We start from the raw sequence: 23,030 nt of genomic DNA, 5'->3' as shown, positions 1-23,030 counted from the left end.
CGGTCGCCTGGCGATCGCCCCTCAACACTACCTGACACCGGAGCGCCAATGGCCCTGCCCCGCATCACTTCGCCCCACGCCAAGGGCGCCAACCGCACCCAGCAGGTGATGCTGCAGGTGCTGCTGGCCTGCGTGCCCGGCATCCTGGCCCTGACCTGGCTGTTCGGCGCCGGCACGCTGATCAACCTGCTCTGGGCCGGTGCCTGCGCCCTGGGCTTCGAGGCGGCCATCCTCGCCCTGCGCCAGCGCCCGCTGGGCTTCTTCCTCAAGGATTACAGCGCCCTGGTCACCGCGGTGCTGCTGGCCCTGGCCCTGCCGCCCTACTCGCCCTGGTGGCTGACCCTGATCGCCACGGGCTTCGCCATCGTCTTCGGCAAGCAGCTGTATGGCGGCCTCGGCCAGAACCCGTTCAACCCGGCGATGCTCGGCTACGTGGTGGTGCTGATCTCCTTCCCCAGCGAGATGACCAGCTGGCCCGCACCGCAGCGGGTCGGCCCGGTCGACGGCCTGCTGCATATCTTCGGCATCGCCGCCCTGCCCGACGGCTGGGCCCAGGCCACCGCCCTGGACGTGCTGAAGATCAACCAGAGCCTGACCATCGACGAGCTGTGGACCCAGCATCCGGCCTTCGGCCGCTTCGGCGGCGCCGCAATCGAGGCGGTCAACCTGGCCTTCCTCGCCGGCGGCCTGTACCTGCTGCACAAGCGCCTGTTCAGCTGGCACGCGCCGGTCGGCATGCTCGCCGCCCTGACGCTGATGAGCCTGGTGTTCTGGAACGGCAGCGGCTCCGACTCCCATGGTTCGCCGCTGTTTCATCTGCTCAGCGGCGCGACCATGCTCGGCGCCTTCTTCATCGTCACCGACCCGGTGTCCGGCGCCACCAGCAACCTCGGACGCCTGCTGTTCGGCATCGGCGTCGGCGTGCTGGTGTATGTCATCCGCGCCTGGGGCGGTTACCCGGACGGCGTGGCCTTCGCCGTGCTGCTGATGAACCTGGCGGCACCGACCATCGACTATTACACCCGGCCGCGCACCTACGGCCACCGCAAGCCGACCCGCGGCTTCAAGTTGGGGGAATAACCCGTGCTACCGGAAATCAGCCGCTCGATGCTGAAGAACAGCCTGGTGCTGGGCCTCTTCGCCGTGACCACGGTCGGCCTGGTGGCGCTGCTGCAGCAGGCCACCGCCAGCCGCATCGCCGCCGCCGAGCGCGCGGCCCAGGTGCGCGCCCTCGCCGAGATCCTCCCCCAAGGCAGCTACGACAACCAGTTGCTGGACAGCAGCGTCGCGGTGCACGACCCCGAGCTGCTCGGCAGCAAGGGCCCCCGCCCCGCCTATGTCGCCACCAAGGACGGCCAGCCCAGCGCGGTGATCCTGCGCGCCACCGCACCAGACGGCTACAGCGGGGCCATCGAGCTGCTGGTCGGCATCCGCGCCGACGGCCGCCTGGCCGGAGTGCGGGTGCTGGGCCACAAGGAGACCCCGGGCCTGGGCGACAAGGTCGAGTTGAGCAAGAGCCCGTGGATTCTCGGCTTCGACGGCAAGTCCCTGAGCGATCCGGACGAGGCCGGCTGGGCGGTGCGCAAGGACCGCGGCCAGTTCGACCAGTTCGCCGGCGCCACCATCACCCCGCGAGCGGTGGTCAAGGCCGTGCACCTGACCCTGCAATACTTCGACGCGCACAAGCAGGAGCTGTTCGCAGCCCAGGTGAACCCCCATGGTTAGCTATCGCGAGATCACCCTCAACGGCCTGTGGAAGAACAACCCGGCCCTGGTGCAGCTGCTCGGCCTCTGCCCGCTGCTGGGGGTCAGCAACTCGACGGTCAACGCCCTCGGCCTGGCCCTGGCCAGCGCCATGGTGCTGGTCTGCTCCAACACCGCGGTGTCGCTGGTGCGCGGCGTGGTCAACACCGCCGTGCGTCTGCCCGCCTTCGTCATGATCATCGCCGGCCTGACCACCTGCATCGAGCTGCTGATGCAGGCCTTCACCTACGAGCTGTACCAGATCCTCGGCATCTTCATCCCGCTGATCACCACCAACTGCGTGATCCTCGGCCGCGCCGACGGTTTCGCGGCGAAGAACGACCCGGCCCGTGCCGCCTACGACGGCCTGATGATGGGCCTGGGCTTCGGCGTGGTGCTGGTGATGATCGGCGCCCTGCGCGAGCTGTTCGGCACCGGCGCCCTGTTCGCCAACATGCACCTGCTGTTCGGCCCCCTGGCGGCCGACTGGCAGCTGACCGTCATCCCCGACTACCCGGGCTTCCTGCTGGCCATCCTGCCGCCCGGCGCCTTCATCGTCCTCGGCCTGCTGATCGCCGGCAAGAACCGCATCGACCAGGTGCTCGCCGAACGGGCCAAGGCGCGTCAGCCCCAGGCCCCGGCACAGAGCCGGCGGGTGCGGGTCACCGGGGTGATCGAGTGAACGCGGCCAAGCGCTACGAGATCTTCCGCCGGTTGCACGAGGACAACCCGGAGCCCAAGACCGAGCTGGCCTACGACTCGCCGTTCGAGCTGCTGATCGCGGTGATCCTCTCGGCCCAGGCCACCGATGTCGGGGTCAACAAGGCCACCGCCAAGCTGTTCCCGGTGGCCAATACGCCGCAAGCCATCCATGCCCTGGGCGTCGAAGGCCTGTCCGAATACATCAAGACCATCGGTCTGTACAACAGCAAGGCGAAGAACGTCATCGAGACCTGCCGCATCCTGGTCGAACAGCACGGCGGCCAGGTTCCGCAGAGTCGCGAAGCCCTGGAGGCCCTGCCGGGCGTCGGCCGCAAGACCGCCAACGTGGTGCTCAACACCGCCTTCCGTCAGTTGGCCATGGCGGTGGACACCCACATCTTCCGCGTCAGCAACCGCACCGGCATCGCCCCGGGCAAGACGGTGCTGGAGGTGGAAAAGAAGCTGCTCAAGTTCGTGCCCAGGGAGTTTTTGCTGGACGCCCACCACTGGCTGATCCTGCATGGCCGCTACGTCTGTCAGGCGCGCAAGCCGCGTTGCGGCAGCTGCCGCATCGAGGATCTGTGCGAGTACAAGCACAAGACGTCCGACGATTGATCTTTCGGTGAAAAATCCCGTCTTCTGATTGAAAAAATCTTTTTTACCCGCCCCGGTTTTGCCGCTATAAGGTGCGCAAATGGCCCCCCGTAGCCAAGCTGGAGTGAAAGCCCATGAGCACTGCTAAAGAAGACCTCGAGCTCGACGACGATTTCGTCGCAGACGATTCGGACGATGCCGAAGCCCCCGTCGAAGTCGCCAAGACCAACCTGACCAAGAGGCGCATCATCGACAACTTCCTCGAGGAGCGACGCCTGCACAAGCAGCTGGCCGAATACGATTTCGACCTGTAGCTGCCGCGCCGCCCAGACATGCAAAAGCCCCGCCGAAGCGGGGCTTTTGCATTTTTCGACCCGCGCGAAGCTCAGTCGTTGCGCGTCGGCGACAGCAGCTCGATGCGGTAGCCGTCCGGGTCCTCGACGAAGGCCAGGATGCTGCTGCCGTGCTTCATCGGCCCCGGCTCGCGGACGATAAGGCCGCCGCGGGCACGGATGTCCTCGCAGGCCTTGTAGACATCCTCCACCTCCAGGGCGATATGGCCGTAGCCGCTGCCCAGCTCGTAGCTGTCCACCCCCCAGTTGTGGGTCAGCTCGATCACGCTGTTGTGCGCCTCGTCGCCATAGCCGACGAAGGCCAGGGTGAACTGCCCTTCCGGGTAATCCTTGCGGCGCAACAGGGTCATGCCCAGCACTTCGGTATAGAAGGCGATGGACTTGTCCAGGTCGCCGACGCGCAGCATGGTATGCAGCAATCTCATCGGTAATTCCTCCTTGCATGCCGCTTGTGGCGGCGTAGAAAGCACGACCCCGGCCTGGGCCGGGGTCGTGTGACGTCTGGCCATGGCTGGCCGCAGGGCGACTGCCGTTACAGCAGGGTACGCCCCTTGTTCGCGGCGATGCGCATGCGCAGCGCGTTGAGCTTGATGAAGCCTGCCGCGTCCTGCTGATTGTAGGCGCCGGCATCGTCCTCGAAGGTGGCGATGTTGGCGTCGAACAGCGAGTCGTCGGACTTGCGGCCGACCACCACGACGTTGCCCTTGTACAGCTTCAGGCGCACCACGCCGTTCACGTTGGCCTGGGAGGCGTCGATCATCTGCTGCAGCATGACGCGCTCCGGGCTCCACCAGAAGCCGTTGTAGATCAGGCTGGCGTACTTGGGCATCAGCTCGTCTTTCAGGTGGGCCACTTCACGGTCCAGGGTGATCGACTCGATGGCGCGGTGCGCCTTGAGCATGATGGTGCCGCCGGGGGTCTCGTAGCAGCCGCGCGACTTCATGCCGACGAAGCGGTTCTCGACGATGTCCAGGCGACCGATGCCGTTCTCGCCACCGATGCGGTTCAGCTCCGCCAGTACGGTGGCCGGGGTCATATCCTTGCCGTCGATGGCGACGATGTCGCCGGCGCGGTAGGTCAGCTCGATGTAGGTCGGGGTATCCGGCGCCGCTTCCGGCGACTTGGTCCAGCGCCACATGTCTTCTTCGTGCTCGGTCCAGGTGTCCTCCAGCACGCCGCCCTCGTAGGAGATGTGCAGCAGGTTGGCGTCCATGGAGTACGGCGACTTCTTCTTGCCGTGCCGCTCGATCGGGATCTCGTGCTTCGCGGCGTAGTCCATCAGCTTCTCGCGGGACATCAGGTCCCACTCGCGCCAGGGGGCGATGACCTTGACGCCCGGCTTGAGGGCGTAGGCGCCCAGCTCGAAACGCACCTGGTCGTTGCCCTTGCCGGTGGCGCCGTGGGAGATGGCGTCGGCGCCGGTCTCGTTGGCGATCTCGATCAGGCGCTTGGCGATCAGCGGGCGGGCGATGGAAGTGCCCAGCAGGTATTCGCCTTCGTAGACGGTGTTGGCGCGGAACATCGGGTAGACGAAGTCACGCACGAACTCTTCGCGCAGGTCGTCGATGTAGATTTCCTTGACGCCCATGGCCTGGGCCTTGGCGCGCGCCGGCTCGACTTCTTCCCCCTGGCCGAGGTCCGCGGTGAAGGTCACCACTTCGCAATTATAGGTATCTTGCAGCCACTTGAGGATCACCGAAGTGTCCAGGCCACCGGAATACGCCAGGACCACCTTGTTTACGTCGGCCATGCCAATCAACTCCACGGGGTTGTTCGGGAAAACCCGTGATTCTACTGACCCCGGCGACCAATTTACAGGGGCGCGACAGCTTGTGATGACGAGGCGACAGCGACTTGCCGCCGTGCGACGGCTCAGGACGCGGCTGGGGGCGTCGCCGCGGCGGCCTCCGGTGCGGCTTCCGCCGCCGGCGCCGGTGGCACCCGCTCCAGGCGAATGCCGACCCGTCGATTCTTCGCCCGGTTGGCCGTGTTGCTGTTGGGCACCAGCGGATAGCGTTCGCCATGAAAGCGAACGCTGATCTGTTCGCTCGGCACCCCGTTGGCCTCGAGGTAGGCCTGCACCGCCAGGGCCCGCCGACGCGACAGGTCGCGGTTGGTCAGGCGGTTGCCGCTGTTGTCGGCATGGCCGTCGAGCTGAATGCGATTGACGCTAGGGTCGGCCTTGAGAAAGGTCAGGATGATGTCCAACTTGGCCTGAGCCTGCGGTTCGAGATCGACCCCGCCGCCGGGGAACCCGACCTGAGTCTGGCGCACCTGCTCGAAGTTGACCGGCAGCAATTTGGCGGCGCAGGCCAGGTAGTCGTCGTAGGCCTGGCGGAACCTGACCGGCAGCAGGCGCACTTCCAGGCGCTCGCCGCCCTGCAGGGTACGGTGGCGCACCAGCGGGCTGCGCCCCTCGAGCAGGCCGCTGAGCAGGCGCCCGGCCTGGTACTGCGAGCTGTTGAGCGGCACCTCGCCGCTGCCGACGCTGACCAGCCCCAGGTTGATATCGCCACGCCCCGGCTGCCAGGGCGCCGCCGCCGCCAGCAGGGTGGCCGAGCCGCTGCCCAGCCAGCGCTCGCGGACCTGCAGCCGGAAGATCGCCTGCTCGCCGGCGCGGCGGACGAACTGGCCGGCGCCGAAATCGGTGATGGGCTGCGACAGGCGGCACTCGAACTGGTCACCCTCGACCCGCCATTCGACCTGCTCCAGGCGGGTCTGAAAGCTGATGCCGAACGCCGGCAAACTGGCGAGCAGACTGAACAGGGCTAGGCAGGACTGGCGCACGGCGGGCTCCACGGGGAATTTCGGCGTTCAACCGGGGTATCGGTGGCCCGCGGGAAAACTTAAGCCCCGGCGTTGTCCCGCACCGCCCCAGGCATCGGCCCGACGTGCCCTGGCGGGGCTTTTCCGGTAGCATTCCAGGCACGTTCTGCCCGCCCGGAAGCCCTCCATGACCGACCGCCTCACCCTGCTGCGTCCCGACGACTGGCACATCCACCTGCGCGACGGCGCCGTGCTGCCGCACACCGTCGCCGATGTCGCGCGCACCTTCGCCCGCGCCATCATCATGCCGAACCTGGTACCGCCGGTGCGCAACACCGACGAAGCCGAGGCCTACCGCCAGCGCATCCTCGCGGCGCGCCCGGCCGCAAGCCGCTTCGAGCCGCTGATGGTGCTCTACCTCACCGACCTGACCTCTGCCTCCGACGTGCGCACGGCCAAGGCCTCGGGCTTCGTCCACGCGGCCAAGCTGTATCCGGCCGGCGCCACCACCAACTCCGACTCCGGCGTGACCAGCATCGACAAGATCTTCCCGGCCCTGGAGGCCATGGCCGAGGTCGGCCTGCCACTGCTGGTGCACGGCGAGGTGACCCGCAGCGAGATCGACGTGTTCGACCGCGAGAAGGCCTTCATCGACGAGCATTTGCGCCGGGTGGTCGAACGCTTCCCGAGCCTGAAGGTGGTGTTCGAACACATCACCACCCGCGATGCCGTGCAGTTCGTCGAGGCCGCCCCGGCCAACGTCGGCGCCACCATCACCGCCCACCACCTGTTGTACAACCGCAACCACATGCTGGTCGGCGGCATCCGCCCGCACTTCTATTGCCTGCCCATCCTCAAGCGCAATGTGCATCAGGAGGCCCTGCTCGACGCCGCCACCAGCGGCAGTCGCAAGTTCTTCCTCGGCACCGACTCGGCGCCCCACGCCAAGCATGCCAAGGAGGCCGCCTGCGGCTGCGCCGGCTGCTACACCGCCTATGCGGCCCTCGAGCTGTACGCCGAGGCCTTCGAGCAGCGCAATGCGCTGGACAAGCTGGAGGGCTTCGCCAGCCTGCATGGCCCCGACTTCTACGGCCTGCCGCGCAACCGCGAGACCGTCACCCTGGTCCGTGAGGCGTGGAGCGCCCCGGCCAGCCTGCCCTTCGGCGACCAGACCGTGATTCCCCTGCGCGCCGGTGAAACCCTGCGCTGGCGCGTACTGGAGGAACAGGCGTGAGCGAAGACCTGTACGACGACGAAGTCGAGAGCAGCACCCCATCCGCCGCGCGCCACCCCATGGCGGCACGCTTTCGCGGCTACCTGCCGGTGGTCGTGGATGTCGAGACCGGCGGTTTCAACTGTGCCACCGACGCCCTGCTGGAGATCGCCGCGACCACCATCGGCATGGACGAAGGCGGCTTCCTCTATCCGGACCACACCCACTTCTTCCGTATCGAGCCGTTCGAGGGCGCCAACATCGAGCAGGCGGCCCTGGAGTTCACCGGCATCAAGCTGGACCACCCGCTGCGTATGGCGGTCAGCGAGGAGCATGCGCTGAACGAGATCTTCCGCGGTCTGCGCAAGTCGCTGAAGGCCAACGGCTGCAAGCGGGCGATCCTGGTCGGCCACAACAGCAATTTCGACCTGGGCTTCCTCAACGCCGCAGTGGCCCGCACCGGCATCAAGCGCAACCCCTTCCACCCCTTCTCCAGCTTCGACACGGCCACCCTGGCCGGCCTGGCCTACGGCCAGACCGTGCTGGCCAAGGCCTGCCAGGCGGCCGGCATCGAGTTCGACGGCAAGGAAGCCCACTCGGCGCGCTACGACACCGAGAAGACCGCCGAACTGTTCTGCGGCATCGTCAACCGCTGGAAGGAAATGGGCGGCTGGATGGACTACGACGATTGACCCCGCGATGCCCCCCCAACAGCAAAAAACCCGGCCTAGGCCGGGTTTTTCGTGCAACGAGCGCGCCTTACAGGTTGGCGGCGTTCTCGGCCAGGTACTTGGCCACGCCTTCCGGCGAGGCGGTCATGCCCTTGTCGCCCTTCTTCCAGTTGGCCGGGCAGACTTCGCCGTGCTCCTCGGTGAACTGCAGGGCATCGACCAGACGCAGCAGCTCGTCCATGTTGCGGCCCAGCGGCAGGTCGTTGACGATCTGCGAACGGACCACGCCGTTCTTGTCGATCAGGAAGGCGCCACGGAAGGCCACGCCGCCTTCGGACTCGACGTCGTAGGCCTTGCAGATCTCGTGGTTGATGTCGGCCGCCAGGGTGTACTTGACCGGGCCGATGCCGCCCTTGTCGACCGGGGTGTTGCGCCAGGCGTTATGGGTGAAGTGGGAGTCGATGGACACACCGATCACTTCGACGTTGCGTGCCTGGAACTCGGGGATGCGATGATCCAGGGCGATCAGCTCGGACGGGCAAACGAAGGTGAAGTCCAGCGGATAGAAGAACACTAGGCCGTATTTGCCCTTGATCGCCGAGGACAGGCTGAAGCTGTCGACGATTTCGCCGTTGCCCAGTACGGCAGCGACGTTGAAGTCCGGGGCTTGCTTGCCTACGAGTACGCTCATTCGATATCTCCTGAAGTGATGGGTCAGGTGCGAGCCCGCTTGATCCCGGGTCTGCTAGACGCCCGCCCGGTGACTCGGCTCGCACACCTGGGCCGCCCATGATACACCTCGGTTTTGAGCAGCGCCCACCGCTTTTTGCCCCCGCCATCGGCGCCTGTCGCCGCCCCGACGCGACCGTTTATCCGCTTCCGGGAAAATCCGTCCCGAACGAACCAAGAGGTCTTTGACACGCATTCTCATTAACATTAGTATCTTTGCATATCGAACCACTGCCATGTGACGGACCCGACTATGTATGTCTGCCTCTGCGAAGGAGTCACCGACCACCAGATCCGCGACGCGATCTATGGCGGGTGTTGCAGCTACCGCGAGGTGCGCACGACCCTCGGCGTCGCCAGCCAGTGCGGCAAATGCGCCTGCCTGGCCAAGCAGGTGGTACGCGAGACCCTGAGCGACGTGCAGAGCAGCCAGGCGGCCCTGGCCTACCCCGCGAATTTCGCCGCGGCCTAACCGGGCACAGCGAACAACAAACCGGACCCCTGTCCGGTTTTTTTATGCCGGCAATTCAATGGTCGAGCGCCCAGATGCGGAGCTTAAGCGTTCGTATTCATATTTACTTTTATATATCTTTCAAACACTTAAGTTTGACAGTCGCTACTTGCCAGCCCAGAATTTTAAATTGACTTCCCTCAAAGGCAGGCTCGGACATGAAAGGCGACAAGAAGGTCATCCAACATCTGAACAAGATCCTCGGCAACGAGCTGGTTGCGATCAATCAGTACTTCCTGCATGCCCGCATGTACGAGGACTGGGGTCTGAAGAAACTCGGCGAGCACGAGTATCACGAGTCCATCGACGAGATGAAGCATGCGGACAAGCTGATCAAGCGCATCCTCTTTCTCGAAGGCCTGCCAAACCTGCAAGACCTGGGCAAGATCCTGATCGGCGAGAACACCAAGGAGATGCTCGAGTGCGACCTGAAGATCGAACACAAGGCGCATATCGATCTGAAGGAAGCAATCGCCTACTGCGAAAGCATCGGCGACTACGCCAGCCGTGAACTGCTCGAAGATATCCTCTGCTCGGAAGAAGACCATATCGACTGGCTGGAGACCCAGCTCAGCCTGATCGACAAAGTCGGCATGGAGAACTACCTGCAATCGCAGATGGACGAATAAGTCGTATCGGCACGGCACCCACAAAAAAACCCGCCATGGCGGGTTTTTTTGTGCCGCAGAACCAACTTAAGCGTCGGCCTTCTGCACCGCGTTCTTGATCAGGGTCTGTAGTTCGCCCTTCTCGAACATCTCGGCCATGATATCGCTGCCGCCGACCAGCTCGCCATCGACCCACAGCTGCGGGAAAGTCGGCCAGTTGGCGTACTTGGGCAGGTTGGCGCGGATTTCCGGATTCTGCAGGATGTCGACATAAGCGAACTTCTCGCCACAGGCCATCACCACTTGCGCGGCGCGGGAAGAAAAGCCGCACTGCGGAGCATTCGGCGAGCCTTTCATGTACAGCAGAACGGTGTTGTTGGCGATCTGCTCTTTGATGGTTTCGATGATATCCATAGGGCACCTCAGGACTTGGCTTTGCGACTCGGGGTCGTCACGGTGGCGGCATTGTAACCAAAAGCCGAGCGCAATGCTCGGCCTTGCCGACCCCAGCCCCAAGAGACGCCGAGCGACCCTCGGAGCGGATCATCAGGCGGCCGTGACCGCCACCGGCACGCCGTTGAGCGCCACATTACCGGACAAGGCATCGAGCAGGCGCTCGTCGGTCAGGTCGTTGACGCTGACGCCCAGCTGCTCGCAGGCAATGCCCAGTCGAACCCCGGGGCGGGCATGTCCCCAGCCATGGGGCAGGCTGACCACCCCGGGCATCATCTCCTCGCTGGCCGCCACCTCCACCTCTACGACCCCGACCCGCGAACGCACGCATACGCGCTGGCCGTCGGCGATACCACGCCGATCCAGGTCCGCCGGATGCATCAGCAGCTGGTGGCGCGGCTTGCCCTTCACCAGGCGGTGGTAGTTGTGCATCCAGGAGTTGTTGCTGCGCACATGGCGACGGCCGACCAGCAGCAGCTCGTCGGCCCTGGCCGCCGGTTGCGCGGCAAAACGTGCGAGATCGCTCAAGAGCAGGGCTGGCGCCGCCTGAACCTGGTGTCCCGCCGTCTGCAGGCGACCGGTCAGATTGGGCTTGAGCGCGCCCAGGTCGATGCCGTGAGGGTGCTCGCGCAGCTTGGCCAGGGACAGCCTGAACGCGGAGCTATCGCCATAGCGGCCCTCACGCAGGCCCATATCGATGATCTGTGCCGGGGCCATGGTCGCCCTCAACGCCCCCCCTGTCCTGGCCGCGAAGGCCTTGGCCAGGCCGACGAAGATCTCCCAGTCATGCAGGGTGCCGCCGGGCTTGGCCAGTACCGGCTCGTTGAAGCGCGCGACGTTGCGCACGGCGAGGCTGTTGAAGGTCAGATCGTAATGGTCATGCTCCAGCGGCGCAGTCGGCGGGAGAATCAGGTCGGCATAACGGGTGGTTTCGTTGATGTAGGGGTCGATGCTGAGCATGAACTCCAGCCCCTCCAGCGCCGTCTCCAGCTGACGGCCATTGGGGGTCGAGAGCACCGGGTTGCCGGCGACCGTGATCAGCGCGCGGACCTGCCCCGCACCCGGCGTCAACATTTCCTCGGCCAGGGCCGCCACCGGCAGCTCGCCGCCGTACTCCGGTAGAGCCGAAACGCGACTGCGCCAGCGATCGAAATGGGTACCGGAACTCGCAGCAGTGAGGTCGATGGCCGCCTCGCTGCAGAGCGCTCCACCCTCCCGGTCCAGATTGCCGGTGACCAGGTTGATCAACTGGATCAACCACTGGCACAGCGTGCCGAAAGCCTGGGTGGACACGCCCATGCGCCCGTAGCACACGGCCCTGTCCGCGGCGGCAAAGTCGCGCGCCAACTGGCGGATGGTGGCGACCGGCACCCCACAACGCCCGGCCATGGTCTCGGCGGTGAAGCCGGCGATCGCCTGACGCACCTCGTCCAGGCCGGCGACAGGCAGGTGGCTGGCGCGCGTCAGTCCCTCCTCGAACAATGTATTGAGCAGGCCGAACAGCAGGGCCGCATCCTCGCCCGGACGGACGAACAGGTGCTGATCGGCTATGGCCGCGGTCTCGCTGCGGCGCGGGTCGACCACCACCACTTTTCCGCCGCGCGCCTGGATGGACTTGAGGCGTTTCTCGACATCCGGCACGGTCATGATGCTGCCGTTGGAAGCCAACGGATTGCCGCCGAGGATCAGCATGAACTCGGTGCGGTCGATGTCCGGGATCGGCAACAGCATGCCATGGCCGTACATCAGCAGGCTGACCAGATGATGGGGCAGCTGGTCGACCGACGTGGCGGAGAAACGGCTGCGGGTCTTGAGCAGGCCGAGGAAATAGTTGCTATGGGTCATCAGCCCATAGTTGTGCACACTGGGGTTGCCTTGATAGATCGCCACGGCACTGTTGCCATGAAGCCCCTGGATGGCGATCAGGCGTTCGGCGACCAGGGCGAAGGCCTCGTCCCAGCCAATCGCCTGCCACTCCTTGCCGATTCGACGCATGGGTTGGCGCAGCCGGTCAGGGTCGTTCTGGATGTCCTGCAGGGCCACCGCCTTGGGACAGATATGGCCACGACTGAAGCTATCCTGGGCATCGCCCTTGATCGACAGGATGCGGGTACTGCCGTCGGCCAGGGTCTCGGTCTCGATGCTCAGACCGCAGATGGCTTCACACAGATGGCACGCACGGTGATGGAGGGTCTTGGTCATGGCCTGGCCTCATGTTCTTGTTCGAGACGACCGTTGCGGTCGCATGACAAGACTATGGGGACTGCGAGGAGACCACGCCAGCAGGGTTCGTCTCATGAATCGGCCGGCATCATGCCAGCCGATTCAGCAGTGCGGACAACCCTTCCTTAACGGATGGCGGTCACGGTGCCTTTCTTACCTGTCACTTTGACGTTGACGGTCTTGTAGACGAAGTAATCTTCGACGTTCACTTCGTAACGCGGCGCGACGATCAGGTCGGCACCCGAAGTGGTAACGGCTTTGTAGGCTGCTGCGGACTTGGCGGAAGCCACCGGGTCCAGACCCAGGGCAAAACCACCTTCGCCACCACCATAGGTCACACCATCGGCGAACTGGCTGTCGCCACCCAGCTTGAACACGTTGAACAGGATGCTCACCGAGGACTCACCGGAGATGGGCTCACCCACTTTCACATCGGCCTTCAGGTCAGTCTTGACGTTACCGTTCAGGGGTGCGGTCGGCTGGCTGACGTTCTGGCTGGCACAGCCAGTCAACAGAGCGAGGGCGGTGAAAGCGGCGGCGTAGGCTACGTGCTTCATGCAAAACTCCTTTGCATAACATTCCATGGACGTCCCGTTGCGAGACAATGCATTGCCTGGAAAAGGCGCGGGCATCCTAGAAGCCCCATGGCGCCCGGGCAAGCACAGTTGTCAAAAATGTGACATCTCGCACGCCAAATGAGGAAAATGCTTACACGGCGCCGACTTATCCATGACCGACCGGACAATTTGCGCCTTCTCGTCATTTCCTTATAAGATCGCGCCTTCCCCGTTTCGTCGCCCCGTGCGGCTCCCAGCCGCAGGTTCTGCCCTTTCCTCGTTAAACCTGGCCGTTGAACCTGCGCTGTTGTCAAAAGGTAGTTAACGATGAGCGCAAGACACTTTCTCTCGCTGATGGACTGCACGCCGGAAGAACTGGTGAGCCTGATCCGCCGCGGCACAGAGCTGAAGAGCTTGCGCAATCGAGGCGTGCTGTTCGAACCGCTGAAAAATCGCGTACTGGGGATGATCTTCGAGAAGGCCTCGACCCGCACCCGGCTGTCCTTCGAGGCGGGCATGATCCAGCTCGGTGGCCAGGCGATCTTCCTCTCGCCGCGCGACACCCAGCTCGGCCGCGGTGAGCCGATCGCCGACGCCGCCCGCGTCATGTCACGCATGCTCGACGCGGTGATGATCCGCACCTTCGCCCACAGCAACCTGGTCGAGTTCGCCGCCCACTCGCGGGTCCCGGTGATCAACGGCCTGTCGGACGACCTGCACCCCTGCCAGCTGCTGGCCGACATGCAGACCTACCTGGAGCACCGCGGCAGCATCACCGGCAAGACGGTGGCCTGGATCGGCGACGGCAACAACATGTGCAACTCCTATATAGAGGCCGCGCAGCAGTTCGACTTCCAGTTGCGCGTCGCCTGCCCGGAAGGCTACGAGCCCAACCCCGAGTTTCTCGCCCGCGCCGGCGACCGCGTGAAGGTGCTGCGCGACCCGCGCGAGGCCGTGGCCGGCGCCCACCTGGTGACCACCGACGTGTGGGCGTCCATGGGCCAGGAAGACGAGATCGCCGAGCGCCACAAGCTGTTCAAGCCCTACAAGGTCGACCGTGCGCTGCTCGATGCCGCGGTCGCGGACGTGCTGTTCCTGCACTGCCTGCCGGCACACCGCGGCGAGGAGATCAGCGAGGACCTGCTCGACGACCCGCGCGCAGTGGCCTGGGACCAGGCGGAGAACCGCCTGCATGCGCAGAAGGCGCTGCTGGAGTTCCTCGTCGAACCCGCCTACCACCACGCATGAGCCATTCCCTGCTGCTGAGCCTGCGCGACCTGAGCTGCGGCTACCACGAGCACCGCGTCGTGCAGGACCTCAATCTGCACCTGAATGCCGGCGACATCGGCTGCCTGCTCGGTCCCTCCGGTTGCGGCAAGACCACCACCCTGCGCGCCATCGCCGGCTTCGAGCCGGTGACCGAGGGGGAGATCCAGCTGGAAGACCAGGTCATCTCCCGCGCCGACTTCACCCTGGCGCCGGAGAAGCGGCGCATCGGCATGGTGTTCCAGGACTATGCCCTGTTCCCGCATCTGACGGTGGCCGAGAACATCGGCTTCGGCATCCGCAAGCAGGCCAACTGCGAGCGCATCACCGCCGAGCTGCTGGAACTGGTCAAGCTCAGCCACCTGGGCAAGCGCTACCCTCACGAGCTGTCCGGCGGCCAGCAGCAGCGCGTGGCGCTGGCCCGGGCGCTGGCACCGGAGCCACGCCTGCTGCTGCTCGACGAACCCTTCTCCAATCTCGATGGCGAACTGCGCCGGCGCCTGAGCCACGAGGTCCGCGACATCCTCAAGGCCCGCGGCACCAGCGCCATCCTGGTCACCCACGACCAGGAGGAGGCCTTCGCCGTCAGCGACCATGTCGGGGTGTTCAAGGAAGGCAAGCTGGAGCAGTGGGATACGCCCTACAACCTGTACCACGAGCCGCTGACGCCCTTCGTCGCCAGCTTCATCGGCCAGGGCTACTTCATCCGCGGCCAGCTGCTCAGCCCGGATGCGGTACAGACCGAGCTCGGGGTGATTCGCGGCAACCGCGCCTATATCTGGCCGGTGGGCAGCGCGGTGGACGTGCTGCTGCGCCCGGACGATATCGTCTATGCGCCGGACAGCGAGCAGAAGGCGCTGATCGTCGGCAAGACCTTCCTCGGCGCCGCCACCCTGTATCGCCTGCAACTGCCCACCGGCAGCCAGCTGGAGTCGATCTTCCCCAGCCACGCCGATCATCTGCCGGGGGAGGAAGTAGGGATTCGCGTGGCCGCCGATCATCTGGTGGCCTTCCCGGCCCTGGGCAGCATCGCCGCGCACCTGGAGCTCGGCGACTCCGGCGTGCGCCGCTACAGCAGCGCCAACTGAAGCGCCGGCCAGGCACCGGCGCCTTTCACCCCTCGTTCAAGTAGAGCCGGCCGCTGGCGACCAGTATCGCCTCGCCGGCGATCTTCACCCGCTCGCCCTGCAGGCGGCAATGCAACTCCCCACCCCGCGGCGAACACTGATAGGCGCTCAACTCCCGCTTGCCCAAACGCTGGGCCCAGTAGGGCGTCAGAGTGCAATGGGTCGAGCCGGTCACCGGGTCCTCGTCGATGCCGATGCCCGGGGCGAAGTAGCGGGAGACGAAGTCATGCCGCGCGCCGGGGGCGGTGAGGATCACCCCCAACCCCGGCAGCTTGGCCAGGGCCGGGAGGTCCGGACGGCAGGCCCGCACCGCCTGCTCCGACGCGACCACCGCCAGCAGTTCGTTGCCCTGCCAGGCGGCCTCCACCGGCAGCCCCAGGGCCTGCTCCAGTGCAGCCGTGACCGGCACCTCGCGCGCCTGGACGATCGGAAAATCCAGCACCAGGCGCTCCCCCTCTCGCGTCACCCTCAGGGGCCCCGACTGACTGCTGAAGTCGATGGCCTCGCCCGCCTCGGCGTACAGGTCGAACAACACCTTGGCGCTGGCCAGGGTGGCGTGGCCGCACAGCGGCACCTCGGTACTCGGGGTGAACCAGCGGATACGCCAGGCGTTCCCTTCCCTCACCAGAAAGGCGGTTTCCGCCAGGTTGTGTTCGCTGGCGATCTGCTGCATCAGGCTGTCGTCGAGCCAGTGCTCCAGGCGATAGACCATGGCGGGATTGCCGGCGAAGGGACGGTGGCTGAAGGCATCGACCTGGTGAAATTCAAGCTGCATGGCACGCTCCTGCAAGGTGGGTCGCCCCAGCATGCCCCGAGTCGACCTCGAGCGCCCCATACAGCCGCCCACCAGCTGAACGCTACAGCTCGGCGTTGCAGCTGGCCGTCGCTCAGGGCTCGCTGACTCCGTAACGCTCCAGCAGGCGCTGCAGGCGGCCATCGGCCTGACGCCGCCGCAGCCCCGCCTCGAACAGCTCGACATGCCGCCGACTGCTCGCCAGCGCCGGCGAGAAGGCCAGGTAGATGGCCACGTCCGGCTGCCGGCACCCGGCATTACGCAGCGCCCCGACACGGCCCTGACGCCGCAGCCAGTTCTGCATCACCCAGGTGTTCGCCACGGTGACGTCGATGCGCCCATTGAGCAGCTTGTCGATATTCGCCTCCAGGGCGCGGTCGCCATAGGCCTGCTGCACCCGCGCCGGATCGCCGCCATGGGCCTGCACGTAAGCATCCAGCTCGCGGCCATAGCTGTAGTCGTGGATCACCCCGAGGCGTTGGCCGCCCAAGTCCTGCCAGCCCGTGAAGCGCCAGCCGCTGTCCGCCAGCACATAGAAACACATGCGCGACAGGCTCACCGGCGTCGGCGTGAAGAGAAAGTCGGGGGCATCCGCCTGACCGGCACCTATGACCGCGTTGATCCGCCCCCGCCGCGCCGCATGCAGCGCCCGCGCCCAGTTGATCAAACGGTATTTCACCTCGATCCCCGCCTCGGCGAAGATGTCCTGCGCCAGCTCGACGAAGATCCCCGGCTGCGCCGAGCCCGGCTCGCAATTCACCGGGCACCAGGGATCGCCGGCTATCACCAGGGTTTCCGCCCGGGCAGCGGGACTGCCGACAAGCAACGCCAGCGCCAGCACGGCAGCCGGCAAGGAAGAACTCCACCAGGGTCGGAGGGGCATCAGGGGTACTCGCGCAGGACGGTGGCGCCTGTCTCCAGTTGTAGCAGCGCTCAAGCCTCGCTGCGCACCCGCTGCACCGCATTCAACCAGCCACGGTAGAGTTCGTCCCGTGGCGCGTCCGCCATATGGGGCTCGAAACGCTGCTGGCGCCGCCAATGGCCGGCAATTTCCTCCAGGTCGCGATAGAGGCCCGCCTGCAGTCCCGCCAGATAGGCCACGCCGAGGGCCGTGGTCTCGGTGACCTCGGGTCGCTCCACCGGCACGCCGAGGATGTCGGCGAGAAACTGCATCAGCCAGTTGTTGACCACCATGCCGCCGTCCACCCGCAGCGCGCTGGGCGCCGCGGCGCCGTCCTGGGCCATGGCCTCGAGCAGGTCGCGGGTCTGGTAGCACACCGACTGCAGGCCGGCGGTGACGATTTCCTTGATCCCGGTGTCGCGGGTCAGGCCGAAGATGGCGCCGCGCGCCTTGGGGTCCCAATAGGGCGCGCCCAGGCCGGTGAAGGCCGGCACCAGGTAGACACCGCTGGCCTCGCCGGTCTGTTCGGCCAGGGCCTCGCAATCGCTGGCATGGTTGATCAGCTTGATGCCGTCGCGCAGCCACTGCACCGCCGCGCCGGCGACGAAGATGCTGCCCTCCACGGCATAGGTGACCTCGCCGCCCAGCCGGTAGCCGACCGTGGTCAGCAGGCGGTTGCTCGAGGTCACCGGGGTGCTGCCGGTGTTCTGGATCATGAAGCAGCCGGTGCCGTAGGTGCTCTTGACCATGCCCGGCTGGAAACAGGCCTGGCCGATCAGCGCGGCCTGTTGGTCGCCGGCCATGCCCAGCACCGGGATAGGCGCGCCCAGCAGCTGCGCCTCACAGGTGCCGAAAGGCGCGGCGCAATCGAGCACGTCCGGCAACAGGCTACGGGGAATCGCCAGCAGCTCGAGCAAGTCCTCGTCCCACTGCTGGGTATGGATATTGAACAGCAGGGTGCGCGAGGCATTGCTGGCGTCTGTCCGATGCGCCGCGCCACCGGTCAGGCGCCACAGCAGGAAACAGTCGACCGTGCCGAAACGCAGCTCGCCGCGTTCGGCACGCTCGCGGGCGCCTGCCACGTTGTCGAGTATCCAGCGCAGCTTGGTACCGGAGAAATAGGGATCGATCAGCAACCCGGTCTTGGCGCTGACCATGGCCTCGTGGCCGTCGGCCTTCAACTCGGCGCAGTAGTCGGCGGTGCGCCGATCCTGCCAGACGATGGCCCGGTAGATGGGCTCGCCGGTGACGGCATCCCACACCAGGGTGGTCTCGCGCTGGTTGGTGATGCCGATGGCGGTGATCGCCTCGGCGCTCAGGCCGCCCTGTTGCAAGGCCTGACGGCACACCTCCAGGGTACTGCGCCAGAGCTCCTCGCCGTCGTGTTCGACCCAGCCGTCCTGGGGAAAGAACTGCTGGAACTCCTGTTGTGCCCGCGCCTGCACCATGCCCTCGCGGTCGAACACGATGGCCCGGCTGCTGGTGGTTCCCTGATCGATGGCTAACAGATAGTGGGACACGGGCAATTCCTTATTGTTGTGGATTGAGGGGCGAACCCCGGATCTCGCCGGATTCGCCGTCGAACTACTGGGCCGACGGGCCTCTGCCTCAACTGCGACCGATGGCGGCGAACCGCGCCTGGGTATGCAGGGCCAGCACCTCGGCCGTCAACTCGACCTCCAGGCCACGGCGCCCGGCGCTGACGAAGATGCTCGCGCAATGCTGCGCCGACTCGTCGATGAAGGTGCGCAGACGCTTCTTCTGCCCCAGCGGGCTGATACCGCCGAGCAGGTAACCGGTGGCGCGCTGCGCCGCCTGGGGATCGGCCATATCGGCCTTCTTCACCCCCGCGGCCTGGGCCAGGGCCTTGAGATCGAGGCTACCGGCCACCGGCACCACGGCCACCAGCAACTCGCCCTTCTCGCTGGCGGCCAGCAGCGTCTTGAACACCCGCGCCGGCTCCAGGGCGAGCTTCTCCGCCGCCTCCAGGCCATAGGAGGGGGCCTTGGGATCATGCGCGTAGCTGTGCACCCGGTGTTCGGCCTTGGCTTTTTTTAACAAATCGATAGCGGGCGTCATGTTCGAATGTGAAAACAGCCTGACGAAGTTCGCGTACCTTAGCCGAAAACCGGGTCCACGACAGCCTATAATGTCGCGCAAAACAAGGATTCGTCCCATGACCCTGGCGCCGCGCCAACACGACATTCTCAACCTCGCCCGCGAACGCGGCTATGTCAGCATCGACGAGTTGGCCCAGGCCTTCGCCGTCACGCCGCAGACCATCCGCCGCGACATCAACCAGCTGGCCGAGCAGGGCCTGCTGCGGCGCACCCATGGCGGCGCGGCGAGCGAGGCCTCGAGCACCCAGAACACCGCCTATGCCATGCGTGCCGGGCAGATGCGCGAGGAAAAGCAGCGCATCGCCGAGGCCGTCGCCGCCCACGTCCCCGACCACGCCTCGCTGTTCATCAGCATCGGCACCACCACCGAGGCAATCGCCCGGGAACTGCTCAAGCGCAAGGGTCTGAAGGTGATCACCAACAACCTGCACGTGGCCGCCCAGCTCAGCAGCAAGGCGGATTTCGAGGTGCTGGTGGCCGGCGGTACGGTGCGCAGCGACGGCGGCGTGGTCGGCCAGGCGACCGTGGACTTCATCCAGCAGTTCAAGGTCGACTTCGCCCTGATCGGCATCAGCGGAATCGACGAAGACGGCAGCCTGCTCGACTTCGACTACCAGGAAGTGCGGGTCACCCAATCGATCATGGCCAACGCCCGCCAAGTGCTGCTCGCCGCCGACTCCAGCAAGTTCGGCCGCAATGCCGTGGTCCGCCTCGGCTCGATCACCCTGGTCGACCGCGTGTTCACCGACGCCCCGCCCTCGGCCGCGATCGGCCGGCTGCTCGCCGAACACCAGATCCGTCTCGAACTGGTCTGACGGCCCCCTCGACCGGGCTCCACTCCTGACCCGCGACCATTCGGCGCGAAATCGCGCGCCGAATTGGCGCTTTCGTGACAATTAGACTAGGATATTTTCGAAAGTGAACATTGAAACATTCAATTTCGACCGTCCGGTGCCGCCATGTCATCTCGCCCCAAGCACAACGCCCCCCTCGCCGAAGTCTATGACCTGGCCGTCGTCGGCGGCGGCATCAACGGCGTCGGCATAGCCGCCGACGCCGCGGGCCGCGGCCTCGCGGTCTTTCTCTGCGAAAAGGACGACCTGGCCCAGCACACCTCCTCGGCCAGCAGCAAGCTGATCCACGGCGGCCTGCGCTACCTGGAGCACTATGAATTCCGCCTGGTGCGCGAAGCCCTGGCCGAGCGCGAAGTGCTGCTGGCCAAGGCGCCGCATATCGTCAGGCCCCTGCGCTTCATCCTGCCGCACCGCCCTCACCTGCGCCCGGCCTGGATGATTCGCGCCGGCCTGTTCCTCTACGACCACCTCGGCAAACGCGAACAACTGCCCGCCTCGCGCGGCCTGCGTTTCGGCGCCGACAGTCCGCTCAAGGCCGAGATCACCCGTGGTTTCGAATACTCCGACTGCTGGGTCGACGACGCCCGCCTGGTGGTACTCAACGCCATGGCCGCCCGCGAACACGGCGCCCATATCCACCCCCGCAGCCGCTGCGTCAGCGCGCGGCGCAGCAAGGGCCTATGGCATATCCACCTGGAACGCGCCGACGGCAGCCGCTATTCGATCCGCGCCCGCGCCCTGGTCAACGCCGCCGGCCCCTGGGTAGCGCGCTTCATCCGCGACGACCTCAAGCAGCCATCGCCCTATGGCATCCGCCTGATCCAGGGCAGCCACATCGTGGTGCCACGGCTGTTCGACGGCGAACAGGCCTATATCCTGCAAAACGAGGACAGGCGCATCGTCTTCGCCATCCCCTACCTGGAGCGCTTCACCCTGATCGGCACCACCGACCGCGAATACCAGGGCGACCCGGCCGAGGTGGCGATCAGCGACGAGGAGGTCGACTACCTGCTGAATGTGGTCAACGCCCATTTCAAACGGCCGCTGCGCCGCGACGACATCCTGCATAGCTACGCCGGCGTGCGGCCGCTGTGCGACGACGAATCCGACGAGCCCTCGGCCATCACCCGCGACTACACCCTGGCCCTGTCCGCCCAACCGGGCGTGGCCCCGCTGCTCTCGGTGTTCGGCGGCAAGCTGACCACCTACCGCAAGCTGGCCGAGGCGGCGCTGGCACAGCTGGCGCCCTATTTCCCGCGGATGGGTCCGAACTGGACCGCCGGCAGCCCCCTGCCGGGTGGCGAACAGCTGGAAAGCCCCGACATCCTGGCCGAGGCCCTGTGCAGCCGGCACCCCTGGCTGCCGACCGCCCTAGCCCGGCGCTGGGCCAGCAGCTACGGCAGCCGCAGCAGATCGCTGCTGGAAGGCGCCCAGCGCCTGGAGGACCTCGGCGAGCACCTCGGCGGCGGCCTCTATGCGCGGGAAGTGGACTACCTGTGCCGGGAGGAATGGGCCATGACCGCCGCGGATATCCTCTGGCGGCGGAGCAAACTGGGGCTGTTTATGACTTCGGCGCAGCAGGAACGGCTGGAGCACTACCTGCGCCTGGGGTCGCCACACAGCCCGGAAGACGCCCACGCGGCCTGATAGGCCACGCCTCTCCGCCACCGCCCTGCCGGTTTGCGGCGCCTCCTAGGCCCGCGCCACCCGCCACCTCACAGCCGCGCCCAGCGCCCTTCCTGGCGGTGGGCCTTCAGATAGGGCAACACCGCCGCCAGCAGGGGCTCCTTGAAGGCGTCCTGAAAGCGGTGGGCCAGCCCGGGGATGAGCCTCAGTTCGCTGCCGCGGACATGCGCGGCCACATGCACGCCATGCATCACCGGCAGCAGCGGGTCGGCCGTGCCATGCACCACCAGGGTCGGCACGCGCAGGCGGTTGAGCAACGCGACCCGGCTCGGCTCGGCGAGTATCGCCAGCAACTGCCGCTGCACCCCCTCGGGATTGAAGGCGCGGTCGTAGGCGACCTCGGCCTGCTGCAGCAGCAGTTCGCGATCGTCGCTGACCGCGGGGCTGCCGAGGGCGGCGAGCAGGTCGGCCTGTTGCTGCAACGCCACCTCGCGGCTCGGCGCCTCGCGCCGGCCCAGCAATGCCAATAGCTCCGGGCTGGGCGACGGCAGCCCCTGGGCACCGGAGCTGGTCATGATCAGGGTCAGGCTCTGCACCCGCACCGGCGCCAGGTCGGCCAGGTGCTGGGCGATCATCCCGCCCATGCTGGCGCCCAGCACATGGAACTGCGAAACGCCCAATGCATCCATCAGGCCCAGGGCATCGCCGGCCATGTCGCGCAGGCTGTAGGGCGCCGCGACCGACAGCCCCAGGCGATAGCGCAGCGCCTCGTAAGCGAGATTGGCGCTGGGCGCGGCCTGCGCCCAGCTGCTCAGGCCGACATCGCGGTTGTCGAAACGTATCACCCGAAAACCCTGGCCGCATAGGCGCGTCACCACCTCGTCCGGCCAGTGGATCAGCTGACCGCCGAGACCCATGACCAGCAGCAACACCGGGTCGCTGTCGCGGCCGATGCTCTGGTAGGCCAGGTGTACGGTGCCCAATGCCACCTTCTCGGTCGCCACCCGGGCATCGCAACGCTCGCTCGCCACGGACGGCAGAACAACGAGCAGCGCGACGAGCAGCAGTAACGCACGCATTAGAAACACCAAAACGCAAATCCCCATTAAGGGTTCAGTTTGGTGAAATCCCGTCGAGCGCGCTGCCACAAAAACGTGACAATTTGATGAAGATTGCCAAGCGGCCGTTTAAAAGGTCAGCGCCGACCCGCTCTGGCAGGC

At 66.0% G+C, this 23,030-nt stretch carries 25 protein-coding genes; 13 read left to right on the top strand and 12 right to left on the bottom strand.

Features of this window, described 5'->3' with window-relative positions; translation table 11 throughout:
• Positions 1-48 precede the first annotated feature (48 nt).
• The 5 genes from SBP02_RS06330 to SBP02_RS06310 all read left to right on the top strand — a co-directional run bounded on the left by SBP02_RS06330 (position 49) and on the right by SBP02_RS06310 (position 3,353).
• On the top strand, positions 49-1,080 hold the full coding sequence (locus SBP02_RS06330; RefSeq protein WP_318645547.1) for an RnfABCDGE type electron transport complex subunit D: 1,032 nt from the start codon (positions 49-51) through the stop codon (positions 1,078-1,080).
• A 3-nt stretch (positions 1,081-1,083) separates the two neighbouring features.
• Positions 1,084-1,725 carry an electron transport complex subunit RsxG gene (rsxG, locus tag SBP02_RS06325; protein ID WP_318645546.1) on the top strand — a complete coding sequence of 214 codons (642 nt, stop codon included), beginning with the start codon at positions 1,084-1,086 and terminating at the stop codon, positions 1,723-1,725.
• Entirely contained in the window at positions 1,718-2,425 is a 708-nt protein-coding gene (locus SBP02_RS06320; protein WP_318645545.1) for an electron transport complex subunit E, read from the top strand. Before rsxG ends, SBP02_RS06320 begins: the two co-directional genes overlap by 8 nt.
• Positions 2,422-3,060 carry an endonuclease III gene (gene nth, locus SBP02_RS06315; protein ID WP_318645544.1) on the top strand — a complete coding sequence of 213 codons (639 nt, stop codon included), beginning with the start codon at positions 2,422-2,424 and terminating at the stop codon, positions 3,058-3,060. Before SBP02_RS06320 ends, nth begins: the two co-directional genes overlap by 4 nt.
• Before the next feature lie 113 nt (positions 3,061-3,173).
• On the top strand, positions 3,174-3,353 hold the full coding sequence (locus tag SBP02_RS06310) for a PA3496 family putative envelope integrity protein (RefSeq protein WP_318645543.1): 180 nt from the start codon (positions 3,174-3,176) through the stop codon (positions 3,351-3,353).
• 71 nt (positions 3,354-3,424) lie between these two features.
• On the opposite strand, the gene gloA is transcribed toward SBP02_RS06310, so the two are convergent.
• From gloA to SBP02_RS06295, 3 genes are all read right to left on the bottom strand, one after another.
• A complete protein-coding gene (gene gloA / locus SBP02_RS06305; RefSeq protein ID WP_318645542.1) occupies positions 3,425-3,817 on the bottom strand; it encodes a lactoylglutathione lyase in 393 nt (130 codons plus the stop codon).
• A 107-nt stretch (positions 3,818-3,924) separates the two neighbouring features.
• Complete coding sequence (locus SBP02_RS06300; RefSeq protein ID WP_318645541.1) at positions 3,925-5,142, bottom strand: argininosuccinate synthase; 1,218 nt, start codon at positions 5,140-5,142, stop codon at positions 3,925-3,927.
• 122 nt (positions 5,143-5,264) lie between these two features.
• The gene (locus SBP02_RS06295; protein ID WP_318645540.1) at positions 5,265-6,179 is read right to left on the bottom strand and encodes a flagellar protein MotY; all 915 of its coding nucleotides are present in this window, start codon (positions 6,177-6,179) and stop codon (positions 5,265-5,267) included.
• Positions 6,180-6,345: 166 nt separating this feature from the next.
• Between SBP02_RS06295 and pyrC the strand changes: the two genes are divergently transcribed.
• Positions 6,346-7,392: a dihydroorotase gene (gene pyrC / locus SBP02_RS06290; RefSeq protein ID WP_318645539.1), complete on the top strand. Its 1,047-nt coding sequence runs from the start codon at positions 6,346-6,348 to the stop codon at positions 7,390-7,392.
• Positions 7,389-8,063 (top strand): ribonuclease T, encoded by a 675-nt coding sequence (gene rnt / locus SBP02_RS06285; RefSeq protein ID WP_318645538.1) that lies wholly within the window; start codon positions 7,389-7,391, stop codon positions 8,061-8,063. The genes pyrC and rnt overlap by 4 nt, the downstream gene beginning before the upstream one ends.
• A 67-nt stretch (positions 8,064-8,130) precedes the next feature.
• Here the strand turns inward: rnt and SBP02_RS06280 are convergent, their stop codons facing one another.
• Positions 8,131-8,733 (bottom strand): peroxiredoxin, encoded by a 603-nt coding sequence (locus tag SBP02_RS06280; protein WP_318645537.1) that lies wholly within the window; start codon positions 8,731-8,733, stop codon positions 8,131-8,133.
• Between the two features lie 291 nt (positions 8,734-9,024).
• Between SBP02_RS06280 and SBP02_RS06275 the strand changes: the two genes are divergently transcribed.
• A complete protein-coding gene (locus SBP02_RS06275) occupies positions 9,025-9,243 on the top strand; it encodes a bacterioferritin-associated ferredoxin (protein ID WP_318645536.1) in 219 nt (72 codons plus the stop codon).
• A gap of 197 nt (positions 9,244-9,440) precedes the next feature.
• On the top strand, positions 9,441-9,911 hold the full coding sequence (gene bfr / locus SBP02_RS06270; protein ID WP_318645535.1) for a bacterioferritin: 471 nt from the start codon (positions 9,441-9,443) through the stop codon (positions 9,909-9,911).
• Positions 9,912-9,977: 66 nt separating this feature from the next.
• Here bfr and grxD read toward each other — a convergent pair whose 3' ends face one another.
• The 3 genes from grxD to SBP02_RS06255 all read right to left on the bottom strand — a co-directional run bounded on the left by grxD (position 9,978) and on the right by SBP02_RS06255 (position 13,123).
• Entirely contained in the window at positions 9,978-10,304 is a 327-nt protein-coding gene (gene grxD, locus SBP02_RS06265; protein ID WP_213638783.1) for a Grx4 family monothiol glutaredoxin, read from the bottom strand.
• A 132-nt stretch (positions 10,305-10,436) separates the two neighbouring features.
• Entirely contained in the window at positions 10,437-12,545 is a 2,109-nt protein-coding gene (locus tag SBP02_RS06260; protein WP_318645534.1) for a molybdopterin-dependent oxidoreductase, read from the bottom strand.
• Between the two features lie 146 nt (positions 12,546-12,691).
• Positions 12,692-13,123 carry a hypothetical protein gene (locus tag SBP02_RS06255; RefSeq protein WP_318645533.1) on the bottom strand — a complete coding sequence of 144 codons (432 nt, stop codon included), beginning with the start codon at positions 13,121-13,123 and terminating at the stop codon, positions 12,692-12,694.
• 327 nt (positions 13,124-13,450) lie between these two features.
• On the opposite strand from SBP02_RS06255, the gene argF reads away from it, so the two are divergent.
• Positions 13,451-14,371, top strand: a complete 921-nt coding sequence (gene argF, locus SBP02_RS06250; protein WP_318645532.1) for an ornithine carbamoyltransferase — start codon at positions 13,451-13,453, stop codon at positions 14,369-14,371.
• Complete coding sequence (locus tag SBP02_RS06245; RefSeq protein WP_318645531.1) at positions 14,368-15,477, top strand: ABC transporter ATP-binding protein; 1,110 nt, start codon at positions 14,368-14,370, stop codon at positions 15,475-15,477. The genes argF and SBP02_RS06245 overlap by 4 nt, the downstream gene beginning before the upstream one ends.
• Positions 15,478-15,502: 25 nt before the next feature.
• On the opposite strand, the gene SBP02_RS06240 is transcribed toward SBP02_RS06245, so the two are convergent.
• The 4 genes from SBP02_RS06240 to ybaK form a co-directional block, all read right to left on the bottom strand.
• Complete coding sequence (locus tag SBP02_RS06240; protein ID WP_318645530.1) at positions 15,503-16,291, bottom strand: PhzF family phenazine biosynthesis protein; 789 nt, start codon at positions 16,289-16,291, stop codon at positions 15,503-15,505.
• A gap of 112 nt (positions 16,292-16,403) precedes the next feature.
• Entirely contained in the window at positions 16,404-17,192 is a 789-nt protein-coding gene (locus tag SBP02_RS06235; RefSeq protein WP_318645529.1) for a substrate-binding periplasmic protein, read from the bottom strand.
• A gap of 50 nt (positions 17,193-17,242) precedes the next feature.
• A complete protein-coding gene (gene glpK / locus SBP02_RS06230) occupies positions 17,243-18,730 on the bottom strand; it encodes a glycerol kinase GlpK (RefSeq protein ID WP_318645528.1) in 1,488 nt (495 codons plus the stop codon).
• An 88-nt stretch (positions 18,731-18,818) separates the two neighbouring features.
• On the bottom strand, positions 18,819-19,289 hold the full coding sequence (gene ybaK / locus SBP02_RS06225) for a Cys-tRNA(Pro) deacylase (protein WP_318645527.1): 471 nt from the start codon (positions 19,287-19,289) through the stop codon (positions 18,819-18,821).
• 97 nt (positions 19,290-19,386) lie between these two features.
• Here ybaK and SBP02_RS06220 point away from each other — a divergent pair, with 97 nt between their 5' ends.
• Together SBP02_RS06220 and glpD are read left to right on the top strand one after the other, a co-directional pair.
• Positions 19,387-20,145 (top strand): DeoR/GlpR family DNA-binding transcription regulator, encoded by a 759-nt coding sequence (locus tag SBP02_RS06220; protein ID WP_318645526.1) that lies wholly within the window; start codon positions 19,387-19,389, stop codon positions 20,143-20,145.
• A 144-nt stretch (positions 20,146-20,289) separates the two neighbouring features.
• Positions 20,290-21,831, top strand: coding sequence for a glycerol-3-phosphate dehydrogenase (glpD, locus tag SBP02_RS06215; RefSeq protein ID WP_318645525.1), 1,542 nt, complete (start codon positions 20,290-20,292; stop codon positions 21,829-21,831).
• A 68-nt stretch (positions 21,832-21,899) separates the two neighbouring features.
• Here the strand turns inward: glpD and SBP02_RS06210 are convergent, their stop codons facing one another.
• Entirely contained in the window at positions 21,900-22,889 is a 990-nt protein-coding gene (locus tag SBP02_RS06210) for an alpha/beta fold hydrolase (RefSeq protein ID WP_318645524.1), read from the bottom strand.
• Positions 22,890-23,030 lie beyond the last annotated feature (141 nt).

Source organism: Pseudomonas benzenivorans, from assembly GCF_033547155.1.
GTDB classification, from domain to species: domain Bacteria; phylum Pseudomonadota; class Gammaproteobacteria; order Pseudomonadales; family Pseudomonadaceae; genus Aquipseudomonas; species Aquipseudomonas benzenivorans_B.
Note: the sequence above shows the minus strand (reverse complement) of the source record. Positions and strands in the feature narration are given on the sequence as shown.

Bases quoted from the DNA above. Each gene is read 5' to 3' on its own strand.
- glpD (WP_318645525.1), top strand. From the start codon at position 20,290: ATGTCATCTCGCCCCAAGCACAACGCCCCCCTCGCCGAAGTCTATGAC.
- SBP02_RS06245 (WP_318645531.1), top strand. From the start codon at position 14,368: ATGAGCCATTCCCTGCTGCTGAGCCTGCGCGACCTGAGCTGCGGCTAC.
- SBP02_RS06300 (WP_318645541.1), bottom strand. From the start codon at position 5,142: ATGGCCGACGTAAACAAGGTGGTCCTGGCGTATTCCGGTGGCCTGGAC.
- grxD (WP_213638783.1), bottom strand. From the start codon at position 10,304: ATGGATATCATCGAAACCATCAAAGAGCAGATCGCCAACAACACCGTT.
- SBP02_RS06240 (WP_318645530.1), bottom strand. From the start codon at position 16,291: ATGCAGCTTGAATTTCACCAGGTCGATGCCTTCAGCCACCGTCCCTTC.
- SBP02_RS06280 (WP_318645537.1), bottom strand. From the start codon at position 8,733: ATGAGCGTACTCGTAGGCAAGCAAGCCCCGGACTTCAACGTCGCTGCC.
- SBP02_RS06235 (WP_318645529.1), bottom strand. From the start codon at position 17,192: ATGCCCCTCCGACCCTGGTGGAGTTCTTCCTTGCCGGCTGCCGTGCTG.
- SBP02_RS06220 (WP_318645526.1), top strand. From the start codon at position 19,387: ATGACCCTGGCGCCGCGCCAACACGACATTCTCAACCTCGCCCGCGAA.
- bfr (WP_318645535.1), top strand. From the start codon at position 9,441: ATGAAAGGCGACAAGAAGGTCATCCAACATCTGAACAAGATCCTCGGC.
- SBP02_RS06320 (WP_318645545.1), top strand. From the start codon at position 1,718: ATGGTTAGCTATCGCGAGATCACCCTCAACGGCCTGTGGAAGAACAAC.
- SBP02_RS06255 (WP_318645533.1), bottom strand. From the start codon at position 13,123: ATGAAGCACGTAGCCTACGCCGCCGCTTTCACCGCCCTCGCTCTGTTG.
- ybaK (WP_318645527.1), bottom strand. From the start codon at position 19,289: ATGACGCCCGCTATCGATTTGTTAAAAAAAGCCAAGGCCGAACACCGG.
- SBP02_RS06330 (WP_318645547.1), top strand. From the start codon at position 49: ATGGCCCTGCCCCGCATCACTTCGCCCCACGCCAAGGGCGCCAACCGC.
- SBP02_RS06275 (WP_318645536.1), top strand. From the start codon at position 9,025: ATGTATGTCTGCCTCTGCGAAGGAGTCACCGACCACCAGATCCGCGAC.
- SBP02_RS06210 (WP_318645524.1), bottom strand. From the start codon at position 22,889: ATGCGTGCGTTACTGCTGCTCGTCGCGCTGCTCGTTGTTCTGCCGTCC.
- argF (WP_318645532.1), top strand. From the start codon at position 13,451: ATGAGCGCAAGACACTTTCTCTCGCTGATGGACTGCACGCCGGAAGAA.
- pyrC (WP_318645539.1), top strand. From the start codon at position 6,346: ATGACCGACCGCCTCACCCTGCTGCGTCCCGACGACTGGCACATCCAC.
- SBP02_RS06310 (WP_318645543.1), top strand. From the start codon at position 3,174: ATGAGCACTGCTAAAGAAGACCTCGAGCTCGACGACGATTTCGTCGCA.
- gloA (WP_318645542.1), bottom strand. From the start codon at position 3,817: ATGAGATTGCTGCATACCATGCTGCGCGTCGGCGACCTGGACAAGTCC.
- SBP02_RS06260 (WP_318645534.1), bottom strand. From the start codon at position 12,545: ATGACCAAGACCCTCCATCACCGTGCGTGCCATCTGTGTGAAGCCATC.